Below are 18,055 nucleotides of genomic sequence, written 5' to 3'. Positions count from 1 at the left end.
CGGGAACGAGGTGTTGCGACGACCAGCTGAATCCGCTTTGCGTCCCGTGATCGCTGTGAATCACGACCTCGCGGTCAGCGTCGGGGTTCCGGTCGGTGATGGCCATGCCGAGTGCGTTGGTGACGAGCGCTGTGTCTTGGCGGTGATCGATGGACCAGCCCACGACGCGCCGGCTGAACGTGTCGAGCACGACGCAGCAGTAGAGCTTTCCCTCGCGTGTGGGGTGCTCGGTGATGTCGGTGACCCACAAACGGTCCGGTTCGACCCGGGCGAAGTCGCGGTCGACGAGGTCGGTGGCGCTGACGACTCGTGGGACCTTCTTGCGTCGTTTCGGGCCGGGGAGCCCGTAGATCTGGGCTCTGGACATCAATATCTCGATGGCGTTGTGGCCGACCTTGACGCCGCGGCCGAGGGTGAGTTCGGCGTGAACGCGTCGAGCGCCGTAGGTGCCTCGTGATGCGGCGTGGACCTCGATGATCTGATCGAGCAACCAGGCGTGGCGGATCGATCGTTCAGACGGAGCACGCAAACGCCACATGTAGTAGCCGCCGTGCGAGACACCGACGATCCGACACGCTCGTTCAACGGCGTGACCTTCGCCGGCCATCACCGAGATGGCCTCGAACTTCCTTTTGGGGGAACCACCTCCTTCAACACCTCGTTCGCGCGGCGCGTCGCTACGAGTTCCTTCTCGAGTTCGGCAATCCGTCGGCGCGCTGCGAGCAGTTCGCTGTTCTCGATCGACGGCGTCCCAGCGCGGCGACCGGTGTCGACCAGGTGGCGGTTCCACCAGTTGTAGATCGTCTGATCGGACGGTTCAACCATCGCGGCGACCTCGGCAACGGTCTTGCCGGACTCGATCAGATCGATGACGCGGCGGCAAAGCTCGGGTGCGTAGTGACGTGGCATCTCGGCATCTCCTTCATTTCAGGAGCATGACCGAATCCAACAAACCAAGTCCACAGAACTGGGGGCACATCAAAATGTCAACCAGATCGGGGGCAGACCCAATGGACCACTGCGACGGGCCTACCTTACACGTCCGACGATCCCCGTTAGTTTACTACATCGACACTCGTTGGTGCCGAGCCAACCACTCGCTCCTCGACTGCGACGATGAGTTCCTCGCTGGCGCCACGGCCTGGACGCACCCTTGTCACTCAGCCCGTTCGAGCCACGAACGCATACGCCTGCGCCGCGTGGCGGGTCGAGCTTCGAGGACCTCGACGGTTCGCACGAAGTCTCGGTCTCGTCGTAGGCGTTCGACGATCCAGTCGAACGCACATTGTTCACCCTCGGACAACGCCACTGCGGTCCCCCGGTATTCGTACGGCCGGTTGGCCGAGCCCGTGCGTCGGGTTCTGCTGGCCAGAGTCGTCCCCGTGTCGCTCGACCTCGAAGGTCAATCCGTTCTTCTCTACGTTGACTTGAACGCCATCACGACCCGTGCCGGCTCGACGGGTCATCAGGTCGGGTTGGGAGCATGGGCCGTATCGGCGTCGGCCTTTCCCGGATCGGTCTGCCATTCGCCGCCGTCGCCTGCTCGTTGGCTTCCTACGGCTGACTGTCGCGGTATGACGTAGCCATCTTCGGTGGGTACGGGTTCGCCGCTGTACTCGCGTACGTTGTCACCATCCTCATCGTTCACGTCACTGCGCTCAGCCACGGACCGGCCGTCGCTCGTGGTACCAAACGCATCTTTGACTTCCTGTTCGTTGGCGACCGTGCCGTGGTCGTCGTCCCCGGCTTCGGATTGTCGATGCATGACCATCATCCTTCTTCGTGACGTTCATCGGGCGCGTGCCTGCTACCCGTTGCTCACGTCCAACACTCGCGCAACGAAACGACGCCTGCACCCGGGAGGTGACGTGTGGCTCACCACGAGCGGGCTCTCTGCGTTTCAGGGTTGGATCGTGCGAGCAGTGACCAGTTGGGCTTGCGAGCGTAGATGGGCAGCGGACTCGGTGATGTCGGAAGCTGACCAGGCCGAACGCGACGCCATCGGTGCGTTTGGCGAGGTGCATGACGGCCTTGGTCGGCCCGTTCGACACGAAGGAAGAGACTGCTGCGCTGACGATCGTTGAGGGAGGTTCGTGTGACCGCTCGCACGCTCTGGGCGTACGTACACTTCGCCCGTATGACTTCGGTGAATGAACCGTTTGGTTGGTCCCTTTCGATCGACGTTTACGGGTGCGACGTCGACCGCCTCGAGTCGTCGGTGGTGATCCGGACGTTCGCGACGGAGCTCTGCGACGAGGTGCTCGTGATGAAGCGGTACGGGGATCCGTTGATCGAGTGGTTCGGGACCGCTGACCCGAAGACGGCGGGGTACACCCTGGTGCAGCTGATCGAGACGTCGAGCGTCGTGGCGCACTTCTCGGGCGGCCGTCGGAGCGCCCATCTGGACGTGTTCTCGTGCGCGCCCTACGACGTCGTCACCGTGGAGCGCTTTTGCCGCGAGTACTTCGGCGGCGCTTGCTCGACCGCTGCCGCCGTCACCCGCCGGTGAGTGCTTCCGGGCTTTTGCGCGACCGGGGTTGAGTCAACCGGGTGGGCCGCATGGGCCGGTGTATCATCGTCGCGTGACCAGCACATCTGACACGTCGACCGGTGGCTTGCGCGATGCAGTAGCGGATGCCGATGGCAACGAGCTCCAGGGTTCGATCCTCGAGCGGTTCCCCGTTGGGGATCCGGTCACGATCACGTTCGAGTCCGTAGTCGAAGGCACCGATGCCGAGCGCCTTTACGAGGCGTACCGGATGAACTTCGAGCCGCTTGAGGAACTCGCCGTCCTTCAGCAGTGCTTTTCTCGCGAGGAGGTGCTGGCCGAACTGTCCGATCCTGCGATCACCAAGATCGTGGGGTGGCAGGGCAGAACCCCGGTGGGGCTCGGAATGGTCACGAACTACCTCGATGCGGTGCCGCAGATCTCTCCTCGGGCTCTGCGAGCGCGCTACCCGGAGCACGCGGCAACCGATTCGATCTACTTCGGGATTCTCGTGGCGGTGTCGCCGGAGCACCGTGGGATGACGTTGTTCAACCGGATCTACCTGGAGCTCTGGAACATTCCGGCGACGGCGGGCGGCGTGCTCGTATTCGACATCTGCGAGTTCAACCGGACCGCGTTCGACACCGACTCGCTCGTGCAGCGGATCGGCTCGAACTTCCCGGGGAGCGAGGTGGGCGTCGTCGATCGCCAGACCTGGTATGCAGCCGAGCTCCCGCACCCGATCCCCGGGAGCTGACACCGTCGACAGTTCAAGCGGCGCACCGTCGGCACACGTCCCGACGGGGCGTTACGGGACAGTGCGAACCCACGTCGACCGAACTGAGGAGCGCCGGCACCTCGCCGGGCGGGACAGGACGAGCGATCAAGAAGCCTTGCAGCCGGCGGCAGCCCAGTTCGACGAGGGCGGCCGCCTGCTCGTGCGTTTCGACACCTTCCGCTACGACGTCAAGATCCAACGAACGTCCGATGGCGACGATCGCCCGTACGAGCGCATCCGACACTGGTTGGGTCCCGAGTTCGGCGACGAACGATTGGTCGATCTTCACTCGCGACACCGGGAAGTTGCGTAGGTAGCTGAGCGACGAGAAGCCTGTGCCGAAGTCGTCGACTGCAAGCCGCACGCCGAGGCTTCGCAAGCCGCTCATCACGGCAGCGGTCGTCACGGTGTCGACGAGCATCACCGATTCGGTGATCTCGAGCCAAAGCGCTCGGCCGGGGAGTTCGTGGCGTCCGAGAGTCTCGGCCACGGTGTCCACCAGGTTCGACGTCTGCATCTGGCGCACCGAGAGGTTGACCGAGAGGGTCAGATCCTCACAGCCCGGAACGTTCCGTCGCCACCCGGAGAGCTGCCGGCACGCCTCGTCGAGGACGTGAGCTCCGAGCGAGACGATCATCCCGGACTCCTCGGCGACGCTCATGAATTCGGCCGGGGAGTAGCTGCACTCCGGCGTGGTCCATCGCATCAGCGCCTCGAAACCCTCGACCCGCGCAGTCGTGGTGTTGACGACGGGTTGATAGACGACCGACACCTCGTCGTTCTCCAGCGCCGAGCGGAGGCCACGCTCGAGTTCCAACCGTCGGGCGACGCCGTCACGCATGCTGGTGTCGAACATCGTGACGTGGTTGCGGCCGCGATCCTTGGACTGATACATCGCCGTATCGGCGTCCTGCATCAACTCTGAGGGCGACACGCCTGGCTCGGCCAACGTGATGCCGATCGATGTCGTGACAACCACCTCGTCGCCACCCAACAAGAACGGGTCACGCATCGCTTGTCGGATTCGGTCGCCCATGGCCTGCGCGCCGGCGGCGTCGAGATCGACGATGACGACGACGAACTCATCACCGCCGATCCGTCCGACCACGTCGTCGACTCTCACGGTCGCTCTCAGGCGGCGTCCGACCTCTCGCAGAAGAACGTCACCCGCCGCGTGGCCGAGCGAATCGTTGACGAGCTTAAAGTCATCGAGATCGAGGAACATCACTGCGATTTGTCGCCGTCGAGGATCCGACGCCACCGACATCACGTGCTGCAAGAGCAGCTCACGCGAGGGAAGCCCGGTGAGAGGGAAGCCCGGTGAGCTGATCGTGCGTCGCACGGTGCAACAGCTTCGCGTGCGCAGCGCTCTCCGCGCGAGCGGAAACCGCGATCCGGGTGACCGCGAAGCCCGCCGTCAGCGCGATCAGCCCGAGTTGCACCGCTCGGCCCGGCCCCACGCCCGAGCTCGTCGCCATCGCGACCACCGGCGCCGCCAGCGCCACTGCGACGGCAAGGAAGCGGGTGGCGTCGAACCGCAACGACTCGACGCCGTGGGGCGCGATGTCCTCGTGGACGCCCGGGTGCAGGGCAGCAGCGCCGAGACAGGCCGCCACCATTAGGTACGGGACGTCGAGCACGTTGCGCGAGAACCGAATCGTTCCGATCTCGCCGAGCGCGAAGATGACATCCCCGATCTGGAGGCAGGCGCTTCCCGCCACGACAAACACAGCCCCCTTCATCTCGCGTGCCCGGGTGAGGACGAGCTGGACCACACCGATCAACATCCACATCGAAACGGCTGGGTAGACAGCCACCGCCGCTCGCGCCCACAGCCATGCTCCTTGCAGCCCGAGCGTGGGAGCCACGACCGTCGAGAACACCACAGCGGTCGATCCGACTGCGACGAGGGCACCATCGATCAGCGCGCCCCGGTCACGCATCGCGCCGCGCCCCCGAACGATCTCGAACAGAGCGACCCCGAACAAGACGTAGCCAGGGAGCGCGAACGCATCCGGCCACAGCGACCGTCCTGACGAGAGATCCCCGGTGGCGGCGGTGGCGTCACGGAGCACACCGGCCACGGTCCACAGAACCCCCACCCCGGCCAGGATCCACCAGGGCCGCCGGTACACGGGGTCGAGACGGCGCAGACCGACGACCGCAGCAGCGGAGGCGGCGATCGTTGTCAGCGGGTACAGGAGCTGACCGAACACCCCTAACGCGTGGCACAGCACCAGGAACACGAACGCGCACCAGACGGACCACGCCTGCCGGGCGCCGGAACAAATCCGACGCTCGACGTCGTCGACCGGCGTGTACGAACGCGACGCCAGCATGAATCCCACCACCGATGTTCGGTCGGCCCATCCGCCGACTTGAGGTCCCACGGCAACCCGCCACCAGGCGCCGGCGCGTCGCCTCGTCCGGGACGCGCACTTCACCCGGCCGGTCGCCGTCCCGACGACCGTTGGCAGCAACGTGGCGCTTCGGATCTGAGCGCGGGGTGAGGTCACCCGGGGGTCCGCGAGCGCAGGCGGGGCTCGACGAATCTGGGGTGTCTTACGCAACGACGGACGGTACCCGCAGGGTCCAAGGTCCCCGCCGCAGCTGCGGCCGCGGTTGCACGCTCACGACCCGACGCTGACGGTCGACGGCGCAGAGATTGCCAGAACCGGCACCGTCGGCTGGGAACGCGGGGCCCTAGACGAGGACAAGGCGGTGTTCTTCCGCTACCAGATCACTTCGGCCCGATTCCTCAATGAAACCGTTCCGCCGAAGAGCACGTACTGGGGAGGCTTGGCCGAGTCGTTCCACCGTTGCAGTCGGAGGTCGGTAATGTGTCCCTCATCATCGACCGTGACGTCGACATCGACAGGACCATTCGGGCCGGGCAAATCGACCGTGGTCTTGTGGTCGTTGACCGGCTTCCAGGTGGCACCGGCTTGGCGCATGAGTGCGTGAGGAAGCTGCGCTATGGTCTCGGCGGCCAGACGTCCGGCCGCGCTGCGATCGATGTCGGCGCCACTCGCGTCGACGACCGTGACACGGTCGCGGAACCGGAACCGCATCTGCGCACCGTCGGGTCCTAGGGTGTCGGCTCGGACGAATCGCACGACCCGTCCACCGACCTCGGCCGCCCACACGAACCCGGTGCCTGTTGGAAAGATCTGGCGTGCGGCGAAGGGCAACCAGATTCCAAGCCCCATGCGGCCCGACATTCCCAATCCGACACCGGTCGTGAGGGCGAAACCGTCCGGGATCGCTGAGGCGAGGAGTCGCCGAGCCGGTTCGTGAAAGCTCGTCGAGCGTTGCGTGGTCGAAGTGTTCGACGGTTCCTGCGCCTGAGCGTTCGAAGCACTTCCCAGGCGCGGTCAGCAGTGTCGATCATGGCTGCCGCCCCCGACGCCGACCGACGATCCGACCCATTGCGACCGGAAGAGCGTCGTTGACGATCAATCCGATCATGGTGTCCGGCAGGGCGATCACGCACGCCACGAGCGAGACGAGAGCGATCGCCGTCACTGCGGTCGTCGATCGGTTGGCATCGACCCAGACGGCCGTTGCTGCCGCTACGAAGCCCGCCGCAAGCAGCGTCGAGCGCACAGCAGCGATCACGAGCTGGACGGATCCCGAAGGGGTCCGCCCGAGAGCGCAATCGACGGCCGTGTCCACGGGGCACGGCCTCCTCGTCTCGCAGTTGTGGACGACCGCACGACTTGCGAGGCCACGGACCCTCAACAGTGGATGCTCAAGAACCGATCCACGCTTTGACGTGAAGAATCTCCACATCTTCAGCGACCGGGCAATGCGATCACCGGCCTACACGGTCGATGGCTGCGATCGGTTCCGCCATTCTGACCAGCGAACCGTCCACCGCGTCACTGCGCCGAGCAAGTTTTCGAGCGAATGCAACTCGGGCGAGGACGTAGCCGCCGGGGGCGCCGTCGCAGAAGATAGGCCAGGGTAGGCCAGCTACTCAAGCCCGACAATCCTCAAAGCACCTGCTAGATCGCCTAGCGATAGGCGGAACGGGGGGGATTCGAACCCCCGGACCCGTGAAGGTCGTCCGCTTTCAAGGCGGGTGCATTCGTCCGCTCTGCCACCGTTCCACCCATCACGCTAACGCCTGCGCCACGCCGGCCGAGGTCGTCCGTCGGGTGCCCCCGACGCAGTCGTGCGGCCGGGTCAGAGGAGCTGACCGACGGCGTGGATCACGAACCCGGCCAGGCCGCCGATCACGGTGCCGTTGATCCTGATGAACTGCAGGTCGCGGCCGACCTGCAGCTCGAGCTTGTCGGCGGTCGACTCCCCGTCCCACCCCTCGACGGTGGTGGCGATGAGCTCCGCGATCTCGCTGCGCTCGCTGTCGACGAGGCGTCCGGCGGCGTCGGCCGACCATCGGTCGACCCGCGCCTGGAGGTCGGGGTCGGTGGCGAGTCGACGGCCGAGCTGCTCGACGGCCGACGCGATGCGACGACGGAGATCACCGTCGGGGTCCGCGATCGCGGTCAGCACCGACTCCTTGGCCTCGCCCCAGAGCGAGTCGATCCACCGCCGGACCTCGTCGTGGTCGAGGACCTCCGCGGTCAGCTCCTCGCCGCGTCGGAGCAGGGCGGGATCCTCGCGCAGGCGTCGAGCGAGGTCGGCCAGGCTCGAGTCGACCCCGCGACGCACCTCGTGGACGGGATCTGCGCGCACGTCGGCGAGGAATCGCAGCACCACCGCCTCGACGCGGTCGAACACCCGGTCGTCGATCCCCTCGGGAACCCACCACGGTGACTCCTGGTAGATGCGCCGGCGCAACGCCTCGCGGTTGTCGGTCACGAACTCGCGGGCTCCGGTCAGCAGGGCGTCGAGCAGCCGTGCCTGGTAGCCGTCGCGCATCGCGAACTCGATGGAGCGCCCGACGAGCGGCGAGAGCGGCGTCGCCCGCACCCGCGACTCGACCAGCCGGGCCAGGTCGTGCTGGATCTCGGCGTCGTCGAGCATGTCCGACCCCGTCCGCACGACGTCGGCGACCGCCGACGCGGCTCGCGCGGCGTGGGCGGGGTCGCTCAGCCACTCGCCTGCGCGGCGCGCGACCGCGGCCTCGGCCAGCCGTGCGCGGATCAGCTCCGGGGTGAGGAAGTTCGACTCGACGAACGAGCCGAGGCTGCGGCCGATCTCGTCCTTGCGCTCGGGGATGATCGCGGTGTGGGGGATCGGGAGGCGCAGGGGGTGGCGGAACAGCGCGGTCACCGCGAACCAGTCGGCGAGCGCGCCGATCATCGCGGCCTCGGCGACGGCGCGCACGTACCCCACCGCCGTGCTCGCATCCTCGTTCCGCTTCGCGACGACGTAGACGACCGCCGCCACGACGAGCAGCGATGTCGCCACCAGCTTCATCCTCCGCAGCTCGCGACGGCGCGAAGCGTCGTCGAGCGGGGCTGCCTCGCGCGCCGTCGGGGGAGCGTGGGCGACCCGATCCGTCGGCGCGTCGGTCATCGCCACGAAGGTACCGGCGGTGCGCGGCCGTGGTCGCCGCCGCCACCGGGTACACTCCCGCCCGGCCGGACCCTCGGGTCCGCACGGAGAGGTGCCAGAGCGGCCGAATGGGATGCCCTGCTAAGGCATTGACCCTCCGGGGTCCGTGGGTTCAAATCCCACCCTCTCCGCTCCGGCGCCGGGTCGGGGGCTCGCCCGATCGGTCGGGCGCCCGACCCCGCCGCCCGGCCCGTTCGCCCCGGTGTCGACGACCGGCTCCGGCACGGATCCGCTTCGCGCCGTTCGACCGTCGGACCGCCGCCGCGAATGACATGTGTGTCATTCGGATGACGTCCACGTTGCGGTTCCGTGACGTCTCGACTAGACATCGAGGATCACGTCATCCGAGCTCGGTTCGCGCTGCCCCCTGGGACGCCGGCGCGGACCGCCGTCGGGCGATTCGACGAGCCTCCTGGAGGCGGACAGGTGAAGCACCGATGAACGACGACACGACACCACTGGGCGAGTTCTGGGGAGACGAGCGCGAGGATCCGGCCCCTCGCCCGTCACCGGCGCGTGACGGGTCCGCGCCGGGCCGATCCGGTGCCGCGAAGACCCTCGGTCGGGTGTGGGGATCGATCCTCGGTGGCGGGGCGGGGACGCCATCGGGATCGGCCCGGAGCCGTCGGCACGGGTCAGCGGGTTCACCGGATCCGTCGCCGGACGGCGGCTCGCACGAGTCGTCCCGTGACCCCCGGGCGCCGATCGAGGCGCACCGGCTGGACGACTCCCGATCCGTCGACCCCGACTCGACCCCGTCCGGCGGTGCCGAGCGTCCTTGCGTCGAACGGCCGGACGACGGCCCGGGCGGTGCGGTCCGTGACGATCGCGCGGCCGACGACGCGATCTTCGCGTTCTCGCCCACCTCGGTGTCCGAGCGCGACGATCAGCGGCGCGACGACGCGAGCGGTGTCGATCCGCTGCTGTGGCGCGTCGGTGGGGTCGTGGCCGTGGCGGCGGCGCTCGTCGTCGCCGCGATCGCTGTCGGCTCCGGCGGAGACGCGGACGTGCTGTCGTCCGCGAGCGGCGATGCCCCCGGCGCCGGTGTCGCCGACGTCGCCGCTGCCGAGACGGCCACGACGACCACGACCACCACGACCACCACGACCACGATCGCCGGCGCGGCGCCGGTCCGACCGACCGGCGCGGCGCCGAGCACCGCCGCCACCGTCGCACCGGCCGAGACCGTGGCGCCCAGGTCGACCGAGACCGTCGCCGCCCCCTCGGCGACGGCGCCGGACGCTCCGGGGGGGTCGCTCGACGGCGACGCGCTGCAGCGCGACGAGCCCTCGGCCACCGACGGCGAGGGCACCGACGACACCGTCGAGACGGACCCGACCCCGGTCACCACCTCGGCCCCCACGACCGCAGCCCCCACGACCGCAGCCCCGGCGACCGCAGCCCCGACGCCGGCGGCGCCCACCACCGCGGTGCCGACGACGGCGGCGCCGGCCGTCTCGTGCGCTCTGAGCTACGAGGTCGTCGCCGGAGACTGGTGGATCCGCATCGCGAACGGCGCCGGCGTCGAGCTCGACGACCTCCTCGCGGCGAACGGCGCCACGACCGACACCGCTCTCTTCCCCGGGATGACCATCTGCCTCCCGGCCGGCGCGAGCACCCCGCCGCCGCCCCCCGCCACGACCGTCGCTCCCACGACGGCGGCACCGGCCACGACGGCCGCACCGACCACCGCCGCCCCCACGACGGCCGCACCGACCACCGCGGCCCCGACCACCGCGGCGCCGACCACCGCACCTGCGCAGCCGTCGGGCTCGTCGGGCGAGGAGCGGATGAAGCAGATCATCCGCGACGTGTGGCCCTCCGGGCTCGAGGACCGAGCGATCGAGATCGCCCATCGCGAGAGCCGGTTCGACCCACGGGCGAAGAACTTCTGCTGCTACGGCCTGTTCCAGATGTACTGGGAGGTGCACCGCGGCTGGCTGTCCGAGATCGGGATCACCAGCGCCGAGCAGCTCTACGACCCCGTCCTCAACACCCGAGCCGCCTACGCGCTGTACCAGCGGGCGGGCGGATGGGGTCCGTGGGGCTTCTGATCGGCCGACGTCGCGCGACCCGATCCCCACGGTGGGGAATGGGACCGCGATCGTCTACGATTGGGTCCCGCCAGCGCTCGTAGCTCAATGGATAGAGCACTTGACTACGGATCAAGCGGTTGGGAGTTCGACTCTCTCCGAGCGCGCCAGGTCGATCCCCCGCTCCGCGGGGGATCGTCACGGCCGGGGTCGTCCCGGCGAGACGAGGTGGGAGATGGTGACCGATGACACGGTGATCGCGTTCACGTCGGCTCCCGTGCATGCCGATCGGCGGCCATGAGGTTCTTCCGGCTCTCGGCGCTGGTGCTGAGCCTCGGTCTGCTCGTGGCGACCGTCGTGTCCGTGATCGACCGCCGCTCCGACATGCGCGCCGATCGCTCGGCGCGAGCCGAGGTGGCGGCGACGCTCGCGTCCACGTCGGTCCGCTCGGCGGTGTCGCGGGTGAACCAGGACGTCCACCTCGCCGCCCTCGCAGCGGGTCGCGACGGCTCCGAGCGCAACTCGCTGCTGGCCGCCGACCTCGGCTTCTTCTTCCCCGGCGCGGACGTCTGCGTCGGCGAGACGGCCGGGCAGTGCACCGGTGCCGACCTCTTCGCCCTCCCCGCGGTCGGCGAGCTCGCCGCGATCGCGGACGACGGGGCGGAGCAGCTCGGTTCCGACGCCTCGGGCGCGCCTTCGACGATCGGCGTCGACGCCGACACCTCGTCGCTGATCGTGCTGCGACGCATCCGCCCGAGCGACAATTCGATCGCCGGGTGGGTCGCGCTCCGGCTCCCCGTCGGTGAGCTCGTCGGTTCCGAGACCCGGGAGGCGATCGAATCCGATCTCTCCCGCCTCGATGTCGTCCCGAGCCCGGCGGGCGGCGGTGATCGCCGCTCGGAGGTGAACGAGGTCGACGGGCGCTACGAGATGGTCGAGACGATCGGGTCGCCGTTCGCGAGCGGATCGCTCGAGCTCGTCACCAGCGTCGACGCCGGCGTGGCGATCGGCAGCGACCAGTGGGCTCGCTACGGCGTGCTGATCGCGCTGGGCTCGGTGCTGCTGGCCCTCGCCGGGTGGACGTTCCTGATCGAGCGGCGCCAACTGGAGCGACGGGCCACGACCGACGAGCTGACCGGTCTCGTGAACCGGCGGGAGTTCGAGCGCGTGAGCGAGGAGCAGCTCGACATCGCCGACCGCTTCAGCACCGGGCTGTGCGTGATGGTGATCGACCTCAACGGGTTCAAGCAGGTGAACGACACCCTCGGCCACCAGTTCGGTGACCTCGTCCTCACCGCGTCGTCGCAGCGGCTCGTCTCGGCGGTGCGCGACACCGATGTCGTCGGTCGATGGGGAGGCGACGAGTTCGTGATCCTGCTGCCCGGCCTGATCGAGCGCACCGCGGTGCGCGACAGCGCCGAGCGGATCTGGAGCGAGCTGGCCGGGTCGCCCGTGGTGGGCGACACGACGATGACCGCGAGCATCGGAGCCGCGATCTTCCCCCGCCACGGCACCACCCTCGACGGTCTCATGCGCGCCGCCGACGTCGCGATGTACGAAGCCAAGACGACCGGGGTCGGTCACCGCATCGCCGACACGATCGCGGTCGGCGAGGCGCTGCTCGCGTCGAGCGATCACGCGGACTCGGGCGAGGTCGTCACCGACGGCTACGCGGGTCCCGACCGTCGCCACTCGACGGTGCTGCCGCCCCCGTCGTCGTGGTCGGATCGCGTCCTCGACCCCACGCGCTCCGACCCGACCGACGTCGGACCGGTCGACGAGCCCAGCGCGCGCTGACGCGCGTCCGTCGTCTCGGGGTGGTCCCGGTCCGAGAGGGCGCGGACCCCGACCGGCCGGGTCCGGCGCCGTGGAGCGGAGCGCTCCGGTGCCCGCCTCCTACACTCGCCGAGTGGTGCACGACGTGCTCAGCTCGAAGCTCAGCGGCTTCGGCACGACCATCTTCGCCGAGATGTCGGCGCTCGCCGTCGAGACCGGAGCGATCAACCTCGGGCAGGGCTTCCCCGACACCGACGGACCCGACGCCGTGCTCGACGCGGCCGTCGAGGCGATCCGCTCCGGTGTGAACCAGTACCCGCCGGGGCCGGGAGACCCCGATCTGCGCCGTGCGATCGCCGAGCACCAGCGTCGCTGGTACGGCATCGAGCTCGACGTCGACCACGAGATCGTCGTCACCGCGGGGGCCACCGAGGCGCTCGCCGGGGCGATGCTCGGGATGCTGGACCCCGGTGACGAGGTCGTGCTGTTCGAGCCGATGTACGACAGCTACCAGGCCTCGATCGCGCTGGCCTCCGCGGTGGCGGTGCCGGTGCTGCTGGGCCCGCGCGAGGACGGGAGGTGGGGGTTCGACCCCGACGACCTGCGCGCGGCCGTGTCGGCGCGGACGAAGCTCGTCGTGCTGAACACCCCGCACAACCCGACGGGGAAGGTGTTCGACCGTGACGAGCTCCAGGTCGTGGCCGACGTCGCGACCGCGCACGATCTGATCGTCGTCACCGACGAGGTCTACGAGCACCTCACCTTCGACCGCAGCCGCCACGTCCCGCTCGCCACGATCCCGGGGATGTTCGAGCGCACGCTGACGATCTCGTCGGGGGGCAAGACGTTCCACACGACCGGGTGGAAGATCGGCTGGATGAGCGGTCCACGCGAGCTCGTGAGCGCGGCCCGCTCGGCCAAGCAGTTCCTGACCTACGTCAACGGCGCCCCGTTCCAGCCGGCGATGGCCACCGGACTGCGCCTCGGCGACGACTACTTCGCGGGGTTGCGCGACGGCCTGGAGGTGGCGTGCGGCCGGCTCGCCGACGGGCTCGAGCGAGCCGGGTTCACGACGCACCGGCCCGAGGCCGGGTACTTCGTCACCGTCGACATCCGCTCCCGGCGCCCCGACGGCGACGGGATGGCGTTCTGTCGCGAGCTGCCCCATCTCGCGGGTGTCGTCGCCGTGCCCACGCAGGTGTTCTACGCCGATCCCGACCGGGGGCGCCACCTCGTGAGGTTCGCGTGCTGCAAGCGCCTCGAGGTGATCGACGCGGCGGTCGAGCGCCTGGTCGCGGCGTTCGCCGACGACGACCGGAGCAGCGCAGCGGGCGCCGAGGCGCCGGGGTCGTCGTGACGGGGCTGCGCGTCGCCGCGGTCCAGCACGACATCGTCTGGCACGACCGCGACGCCAACTTCGCCCGGCTGGCGCCGATGGTCTCCGGTGCCGCCGCGAGCGGAGCCCGGCTGGTCGTGCTCACCGAGACGTTCTCGACCGGCTTCTCGTTCGACACCCCGGGGATCGGCGAGCCCGAGGGCGGCCCGTCCGCCCGGTTCCTCTCCGAGCAGGCGGAGGTGCACGACATCTGGATCGGGGGCTCGTGCCCCGAGATCGGGCCGGGTGCGACGGACGACGATCGGCGCCCGTCGAACACGTTCGTCCTCGCGGGGCCCGACGGCACGGTGCACCGGTACCGCAAGATCCACCCGTTCTCGCACGCCGACGAGCAGCGGTGGGTCCGTCCCGGGGCCGACCTCACGACCGTCACCGTCGACGGCGTGCGCCTGTCGCTGTTCGTCTGCTACGACCTGCGGTTCGCGGACGAGTTCTGGGGGCTCGCCGCCGACACCGATGCCTACCTCGTCGTCGCGAACTGGCCGGCGAAGCGGCGGCTGCACTGGTCGACCCTGCTGCGAGCCCGCGCGATCGAGAACCAGGCGTACGTCGTGGGCGTCAACCGGGTCGGCACGGGTGGCTCGCTCGACTACTCCGGGGACAGCGCGATCATCGACCCGCTCGGTGAGGTGCTCGCCTCGGGCGCCGGGGTCGAGACCGTGCTGCTCGCCGACGTCGACCCCGCCGTCGTCGAGAGCACCCGGTCGCACTTCCGCTTCCTCCAGGACCGTCGCTGAATCCCGGCGCCGAGGAAGGTCACCCCGTCGTCGGCATCCTCGTCAGGTCACCAGGTCGTGCGCGACGGCCGACGCGCCGGTCACCCGATCGGGCGGAGCATCAGCGAGACGCCGATCCCCTTCGACACCTGCCGACCGACCTCGCGGAAGCCGAGGGTGCGGTGGAACGCGAGCGACGGCTCGTTCGGCGGGTCGACGTTCACCTCGAGGCCCAACGCGACGGCGTCGGGGTGGTCGCGCCGGATCCGCCGATCGACCTCCGCGTACAGCGCGGATCCCAGGCCGCGACCTCGGGCGGAGTCGTCGATCGCGACGCGATCGAGGTACACGACGTCGTCGTGGCGATCCATGAACCAGCGGTAGTTGACCGAGTCGTAGTCGGCGCCCGGCGCGAGCACCAGGCAGAACCCGACGACCGGATCGGTGCCCTTCGGGTCGCCCTCCGGCCCCACCCCCGCCATCGTGACCGCCAGGGCGATGGCGCTCTGGTCGACGAGGTGTCGCAACCGTGATCCGTCGAGCGGACCGACGGCGGGCACGTTCGCCTCGTTGATCTCCAGGATCCGGTCGAGGTCGTCGTCGGCCACCGCCCGGATGGTCGTTCCGGGGACGTCCACCGCCGCGACGCTAGCCGAGCGGGCCGCGGGAGCCGAGCGTGCCACGGTGCCGGAGGGCGCCGTGAACGATCGCGAACGAGCGCGGTCCGCTGACCGTCGCGACGTGCACGGTCGTATCCTGGTGGCATGTTGTTCAGCAGGAAAGCGGAGATGGTCGACCGGGCCGACGCCCTCCCGGGCCGGACCGACCAGACGATGCCGATCCCGGACGAGCACCACGTGAACCACCACACGTTGCAGGCACCCTTCCCCGAGGGCATGGAGGTCGCCGTGGTGGCGATGGGGTGCTTCTGGGGCGCGGAGCGGATGTTCTGGCAGGCCGAGGGCGTCCACTCCACCTTCGTCGGGTACACGGGCGGCTACACCCCCAACCCGACCTACGAGGAGACGTGCTCGGGCCGGACCGGCCACACCGAGGCGGTGGGCGTCGTGTTCGATCCCTCCGTCATCAGCTACGAGCGCGTCCTGCAGATCTTCTGGGAGGGCCACGACCCCACCCAGGGCTTCCGCCAGGGCAACGACGTCGGCACCCAGTACCGCAGCGGGATCTACACCACGACCCCGGAGCAGGCCGAGGTGGCCGCCTCCACCCGCGAGGTGTTCCAGCGGCGCCTCGAGGAGTCCGGGTACGGCGAGATCACGAGCGAGATCGCCCCGATCGACTTCGCCGACGACTTCTACTACGCCGAGCCGTACCACCAGCAGTACCTCTCGAAGAACCCCAACGGGTACTGCGGCATCGGCGGCACCGGCGTGAGCTGCCCCATCGGCACCGGCGCCTGACCCGCGCATCGCAGCCGGGGCCAGACCCCGGCGGTGATGTCCGACCCGAGCCGGGAGGTCACCAGCCGGTGGCGCGGATGGAGTCGCCGTCGGCGTCGAGGCGCCGTCCGGGCCAGCGCAGCGCCCCGGGGGTCGCCGAGAGCCGCGCGACCAGGCTCTGCATCGGTGTGCCGTCGACCTCCTCGATCGCGCCGCGCGCCGCGTAGTGCGGGTCGAGCGCGATGTCGGACATGTCGAGCACCGGGCCGATCGCTGCCTGGGCGTCCTCGAAGGCCGCGACGACCTCGTCGCGGGTCCGTGACGCGCACCAGCCGGCCATCACCTCCTCCAGCTCGTCGCGGTGCTCCGCGCGCCCCGCGAAGTCGGCGAAGCGCTCGTCGTCGCCGACGCCGAGCAGCTCCATCACCCGGGCGGCGACCGTGTCGCTGCTGGTCGAGATCGCGACCCACCGACCGTCCGAGCACAGGTAGCTGCCACGCGGGACGGTGTACGGGAGCCCGCCGCCGAGGCGCGGCTGCTGCTCACCGGTCAGCGCGTAGAGCGAGGCCAGGGGACCCATGAGCTGGAACATCGTCTCGAGCAGGTTCGCGTCGACGACCTGCCCGACCCCCGAGTGCAGCGCGACCATCGTCGCGAACGCCGCGGCGAGGCCGGTCACCTCGTCGGTCAGCGCGATCGGCGGGGGGAGCGGAGCGCCGTCGGGCTCGCCGTTCAGCGCGGCGAGCCCCGACATCGCCTCGGCGATCGTGGCGAACCCCGGCCGGTGGGCGTAGGGGCCGGACTGGCCGAACCCCGAGATCCGGGTCATCACGAGCGACGAGCGACGCGCGAGCAGGACGTCGGGGCCCAGGCCGAGGCGCTCCATCGTCCCGGGACGCGAGTTCTCGACGAGGACGTCGGCGTCGTCGACGAGGCCGAGCAGCACCTCGCGGTCGGTGTCGTCCTTGACGTCCAGCACCACGGTGCGCTTGTTGCGGTTGACGACCTTCCACCACAGGCCCTCGCCGTCGCGCGGATCGCGCCACGCCATGTGGCGCAGGCTGTCGCCACCCGGGCGCTCGACCTTGATCACGTCGGCGCCGAAGTCGGCGAGGTAGCGGGCGCAGTTCGGGCCGGCGAGCACGCTCGACATGTCGATCACGCGCACGTCGCCGAGGGGCCCTGCGGGACCCGCGAGTGCCTCGCCGTCCTCGTTCTCCACCGTCGGATCATCGCAGGTCGCGTCGACCACGACCACCGCGAGATCGCCCGCGCACCGCACGTCGCCGACGACGTCCTCAAGACGGGCTCAAGGTGGGCGTGCGTGGTCCCGAAGGGAAGGAGATGGATGCCGACGACCGAGCCTGCGACCGCACGGCGCGCTCGCGGCGCGCGGTCGCTCCCGACCACGGGACGTCGCTGGTCGAGATCATCATGTCGATCTTCCTGTTCGGGTTCGCGGTGACCGCCGTGATCGGCGGGATCCGAGCCGTCATCTCGACGTCGTCGACCAGCGACCACCAGGCGAAGGTCGAGGCGGTGCTGACGAGCGCCGCCGACCGGTTGGCCGCCACCGAGTACGTGCCGTGCCCCGACATCGCCGACGGCGACTACGCCCACATCGCGGAGGCGGCGGTGGCCGCGGTCGACCCGGACTGGGACAGCTCGGCGGTGGTGATCGAGCGGATCGAGTTCTGGGACTCCGCGTCGGGCTCCGCACGCGACGCGGACGGGGACCCGATCGAAGCCGAGGGCAGCTGGTCGAGCACGAACAGCGTCACCGGCGACTGCGGCAACGAGGACATCAACCTGACGACGTCGCGCACGCTGCAGCGACTGGACATCCGGGTGACCTCCCCCGACGGTTCGATCTCGCGCACCCTGGAGGTCGTCAAGAGCCCGATCGTCGCCGACCCGGCGCCGACGCCCTGACGCACGACAC

The 18,055-nt window shown here is 69.5% G+C and carries 17 protein-coding genes, 3 tRNA genes and 1 pseudogene; 10 read left to right on the top strand and 11 right to left on the bottom strand.

The window, feature by feature from the left end:
• Positions 1-49: 49 nt before the first annotated feature.
• From ACOOHC_RS17670 to ACOOHC_RS17660, 3 genes and pseudogenes are all read right to left on the bottom strand, one after another.
• Positions 50-607, bottom strand: a pseudogene (locus tag ACOOHC_RS17670) (IS3 family transposase); the annotation flags it as partial.
• On the bottom strand, positions 607-909 hold the full coding sequence (locus ACOOHC_RS17665) for a transposase (protein WP_420451701.1): 303 nt from the start codon (positions 907-909) through the stop codon (positions 607-609). The gene ACOOHC_RS17665 and the pseudogene ACOOHC_RS17670, both read right to left, overlap by 1 nt.
• Before the next feature lie 556 nt (positions 910-1,465).
• Positions 1,466-1,765 carry a hypothetical protein gene (locus ACOOHC_RS17660; RefSeq protein ID WP_420451700.1) on the bottom strand — a complete coding sequence of 100 codons (300 nt, stop codon included), beginning with the start codon at positions 1,763-1,765 and terminating at the stop codon, positions 1,466-1,468.
• A gap of 372 nt (positions 1,766-2,137) precedes the next feature.
• On the opposite strand from ACOOHC_RS17660, the gene ACOOHC_RS17655 reads away from it, so the two are divergent.
• Positions 2,138-2,509, top strand: coding sequence for an S-adenosylmethionine decarboxylase (locus ACOOHC_RS17655; RefSeq protein WP_420453825.1), 372 nt, complete (start codon positions 2,138-2,140; stop codon positions 2,507-2,509).
• A gap of 73 nt (positions 2,510-2,582) precedes the next feature.
• The gene (locus tag ACOOHC_RS17650) at positions 2,583-3,245 is read left to right on the top strand and encodes a hypothetical protein (protein WP_420451699.1); all 663 of its coding nucleotides are present in this window, start codon (positions 2,583-2,585) and stop codon (positions 3,243-3,245) included.
• Positions 3,246-3,258: 13 nt separating this feature from the next.
• Here ACOOHC_RS17650 and ACOOHC_RS17645 read toward each other — a convergent pair whose 3' ends face one another.
• The 6 genes from ACOOHC_RS17645 to ACOOHC_RS17620 form a co-directional block, all read right to left on the bottom strand.
• A complete protein-coding gene (locus ACOOHC_RS17645) occupies positions 3,259-4,533 on the bottom strand; it encodes a putative bifunctional diguanylate cyclase/phosphodiesterase (protein WP_420453824.1) in 1,275 nt (424 codons plus the stop codon).
• Between the two features lie 19 nt (positions 4,534-4,552).
• Positions 4,553-5,614 carry a hypothetical protein gene (locus tag ACOOHC_RS17640; protein ID WP_420451698.1) on the bottom strand — a complete coding sequence of 354 codons (1,062 nt, stop codon included), beginning with the start codon at positions 5,612-5,614 and terminating at the stop codon, positions 4,553-4,555.
• Positions 5,615-5,998: 384 nt separating this feature from the next.
• Positions 5,999-6,634 carry a DUF6544 family protein gene (locus ACOOHC_RS17635; protein ID WP_420453823.1) on the bottom strand — a complete coding sequence of 212 codons (636 nt, stop codon included), beginning with the start codon at positions 6,632-6,634 and terminating at the stop codon, positions 5,999-6,001.
• 19 nt (positions 6,635-6,653) lie between these two features.
• Positions 6,654-6,941 carry a hypothetical protein gene (locus ACOOHC_RS17630; RefSeq protein WP_420451697.1) on the bottom strand — a complete coding sequence of 96 codons (288 nt, stop codon included), beginning with the start codon at positions 6,939-6,941 and terminating at the stop codon, positions 6,654-6,656.
• A 352-nt stretch (positions 6,942-7,293) separates the two neighbouring features.
• Positions 7,294-7,378, bottom strand: a tRNA-Ser gene (locus ACOOHC_RS17625).
• Positions 7,379-7,454: 76 nt separating this feature from the next.
• Entirely contained in the window at positions 7,455-8,753 is a 1,299-nt protein-coding gene (locus ACOOHC_RS17620) for a DUF445 domain-containing protein (RefSeq protein WP_420451696.1), read from the bottom strand.
• Between the two features lie 85 nt (positions 8,754-8,838).
• Between ACOOHC_RS17620 and ACOOHC_RS17615 the strand changes: the two genes are divergently transcribed.
• The 6 genes from ACOOHC_RS17615 (at position 8,839) to ACOOHC_RS17590 (ending at position 14,734) form a co-directional block, all read left to right on the top strand.
• A tRNA-Ser gene (locus ACOOHC_RS17615) sits at positions 8,839-8,923 on the top strand.
• Between the two features lie 738 nt (positions 8,924-9,661).
• Positions 9,662-10,846, top strand: coding sequence for a LysM peptidoglycan-binding domain-containing protein (locus ACOOHC_RS17610; protein WP_420451695.1), 1,185 nt, complete (start codon positions 9,662-9,664; stop codon positions 10,844-10,846).
• 73 nt (positions 10,847-10,919) lie between these two features.
• Positions 10,920-10,995, top strand: a tRNA-Arg gene (locus ACOOHC_RS17605).
• A 127-nt stretch (positions 10,996-11,122) separates the two neighbouring features.
• A complete protein-coding gene (locus tag ACOOHC_RS17600; RefSeq protein WP_420451694.1) occupies positions 11,123-12,622 on the top strand; it encodes a diguanylate cyclase in 1,500 nt (499 codons plus the stop codon).
• A 115-nt stretch (positions 12,623-12,737) separates the two neighbouring features.
• Positions 12,738-13,958 carry a pyridoxal phosphate-dependent aminotransferase gene (locus tag ACOOHC_RS17595; protein ID WP_420453822.1) on the top strand — a complete coding sequence of 407 codons (1,221 nt, stop codon included), beginning with the start codon at positions 12,738-12,740 and terminating at the stop codon, positions 13,956-13,958.
• Entirely contained in the window at positions 13,955-14,734 is a 780-nt protein-coding gene (locus ACOOHC_RS17590; RefSeq protein WP_420451693.1) for a carbon-nitrogen family hydrolase, read from the top strand. The genes ACOOHC_RS17595 and ACOOHC_RS17590 overlap by 4 nt, the downstream gene beginning before the upstream one ends.
• Positions 14,735-14,814: 80 nt before the next feature.
• Here the strand turns inward: ACOOHC_RS17590 and ACOOHC_RS17585 are convergent, their stop codons facing one another.
• Positions 14,815-15,351 (bottom strand): GNAT family N-acetyltransferase, encoded by a 537-nt coding sequence (locus ACOOHC_RS17585; protein ID WP_420451692.1) that lies wholly within the window; start codon positions 15,349-15,351, stop codon positions 14,815-14,817.
• Between the two features lie 126 nt (positions 15,352-15,477).
• Here ACOOHC_RS17585 and msrA point away from each other — a divergent pair, with 126 nt between their 5' ends.
• Complete coding sequence (msrA, locus tag ACOOHC_RS17580) at positions 15,478-16,134, top strand: peptide-methionine (S)-S-oxide reductase MsrA (RefSeq protein ID WP_420451691.1); 657 nt, start codon at positions 15,478-15,480, stop codon at positions 16,132-16,134.
• Positions 16,135-16,192: 58 nt separating this feature from the next.
• Here msrA and ACOOHC_RS17575 read toward each other — a convergent pair whose 3' ends face one another.
• Positions 16,193-17,335, bottom strand: coding sequence for a CaiB/BaiF CoA transferase family protein (locus ACOOHC_RS17575; RefSeq protein ID WP_420451690.1), 1,143 nt, complete (start codon positions 17,333-17,335; stop codon positions 16,193-16,195).
• Positions 17,336-17,457: 122 nt separating this feature from the next.
• Between ACOOHC_RS17575 and ACOOHC_RS17570 the strand changes: the two genes are divergently transcribed.
• Entirely contained in the window at positions 17,458-18,045 is a 588-nt protein-coding gene (locus ACOOHC_RS17570; protein WP_420451689.1) for a hypothetical protein, read from the top strand.
• The last annotated feature ends 10 nt before the right edge of the window (positions 18,046-18,055 follow it).

This window comes from Ilumatobacter sp. (genome assembly GCF_965215205.1).
Classification (GTDB): Bacteria; Actinomycetota; Acidimicrobiia; order Acidimicrobiales; family Ilumatobacteraceae; genus Ilumatobacter_A.
Note: the sequence above shows the minus strand (reverse complement) of the source record. Positions and strands in the feature narration are given on the sequence as shown.

Coding starts and splice junctions, on each gene's coding strand:
- ACOOHC_RS17665 (WP_420451701.1), bottom strand. CDS start 909: ATGCCACGTCACTACGCACCCGAGCTTTGCCGCCGCGTCATCGATCTG.
- ACOOHC_RS17660 (WP_420451700.1), bottom strand. CDS start 1,765: ATGCATCGACAATCCGAAGCCGGGGACGACGACCACGGCACGGTCGCC.
- ACOOHC_RS17655 (WP_420453825.1), top strand. CDS start 2,138: ATGACTTCGGTGAATGAACCGTTTGGTTGGTCCCTTTCGATCGACGTT.
- ACOOHC_RS17645 (WP_420453824.1), bottom strand. CDS start 4,533: ATGTCGGTGGCGTCGGATCCTCGACGGCGACAAATCGCAGTGATGTTC.
- ACOOHC_RS17620 (WP_420451696.1), bottom strand. CDS start 8,753: ATGACCGACGCGCCGACGGATCGGGTCGCCCACGCTCCCCCGACGGCG.
- ACOOHC_RS17600 (WP_420451694.1), top strand. CDS start 11,123: ATGAGGTTCTTCCGGCTCTCGGCGCTGGTGCTGAGCCTCGGTCTGCTC.
- msrA (WP_420451691.1), top strand. CDS start 15,478: ATGTTGTTCAGCAGGAAAGCGGAGATGGTCGACCGGGCCGACGCCCTC.
- ACOOHC_RS17570 (WP_420451689.1), top strand. CDS start 17,458: ATGGATGCCGACGACCGAGCCTGCGACCGCACGGCGCGCTCGCGGCGC.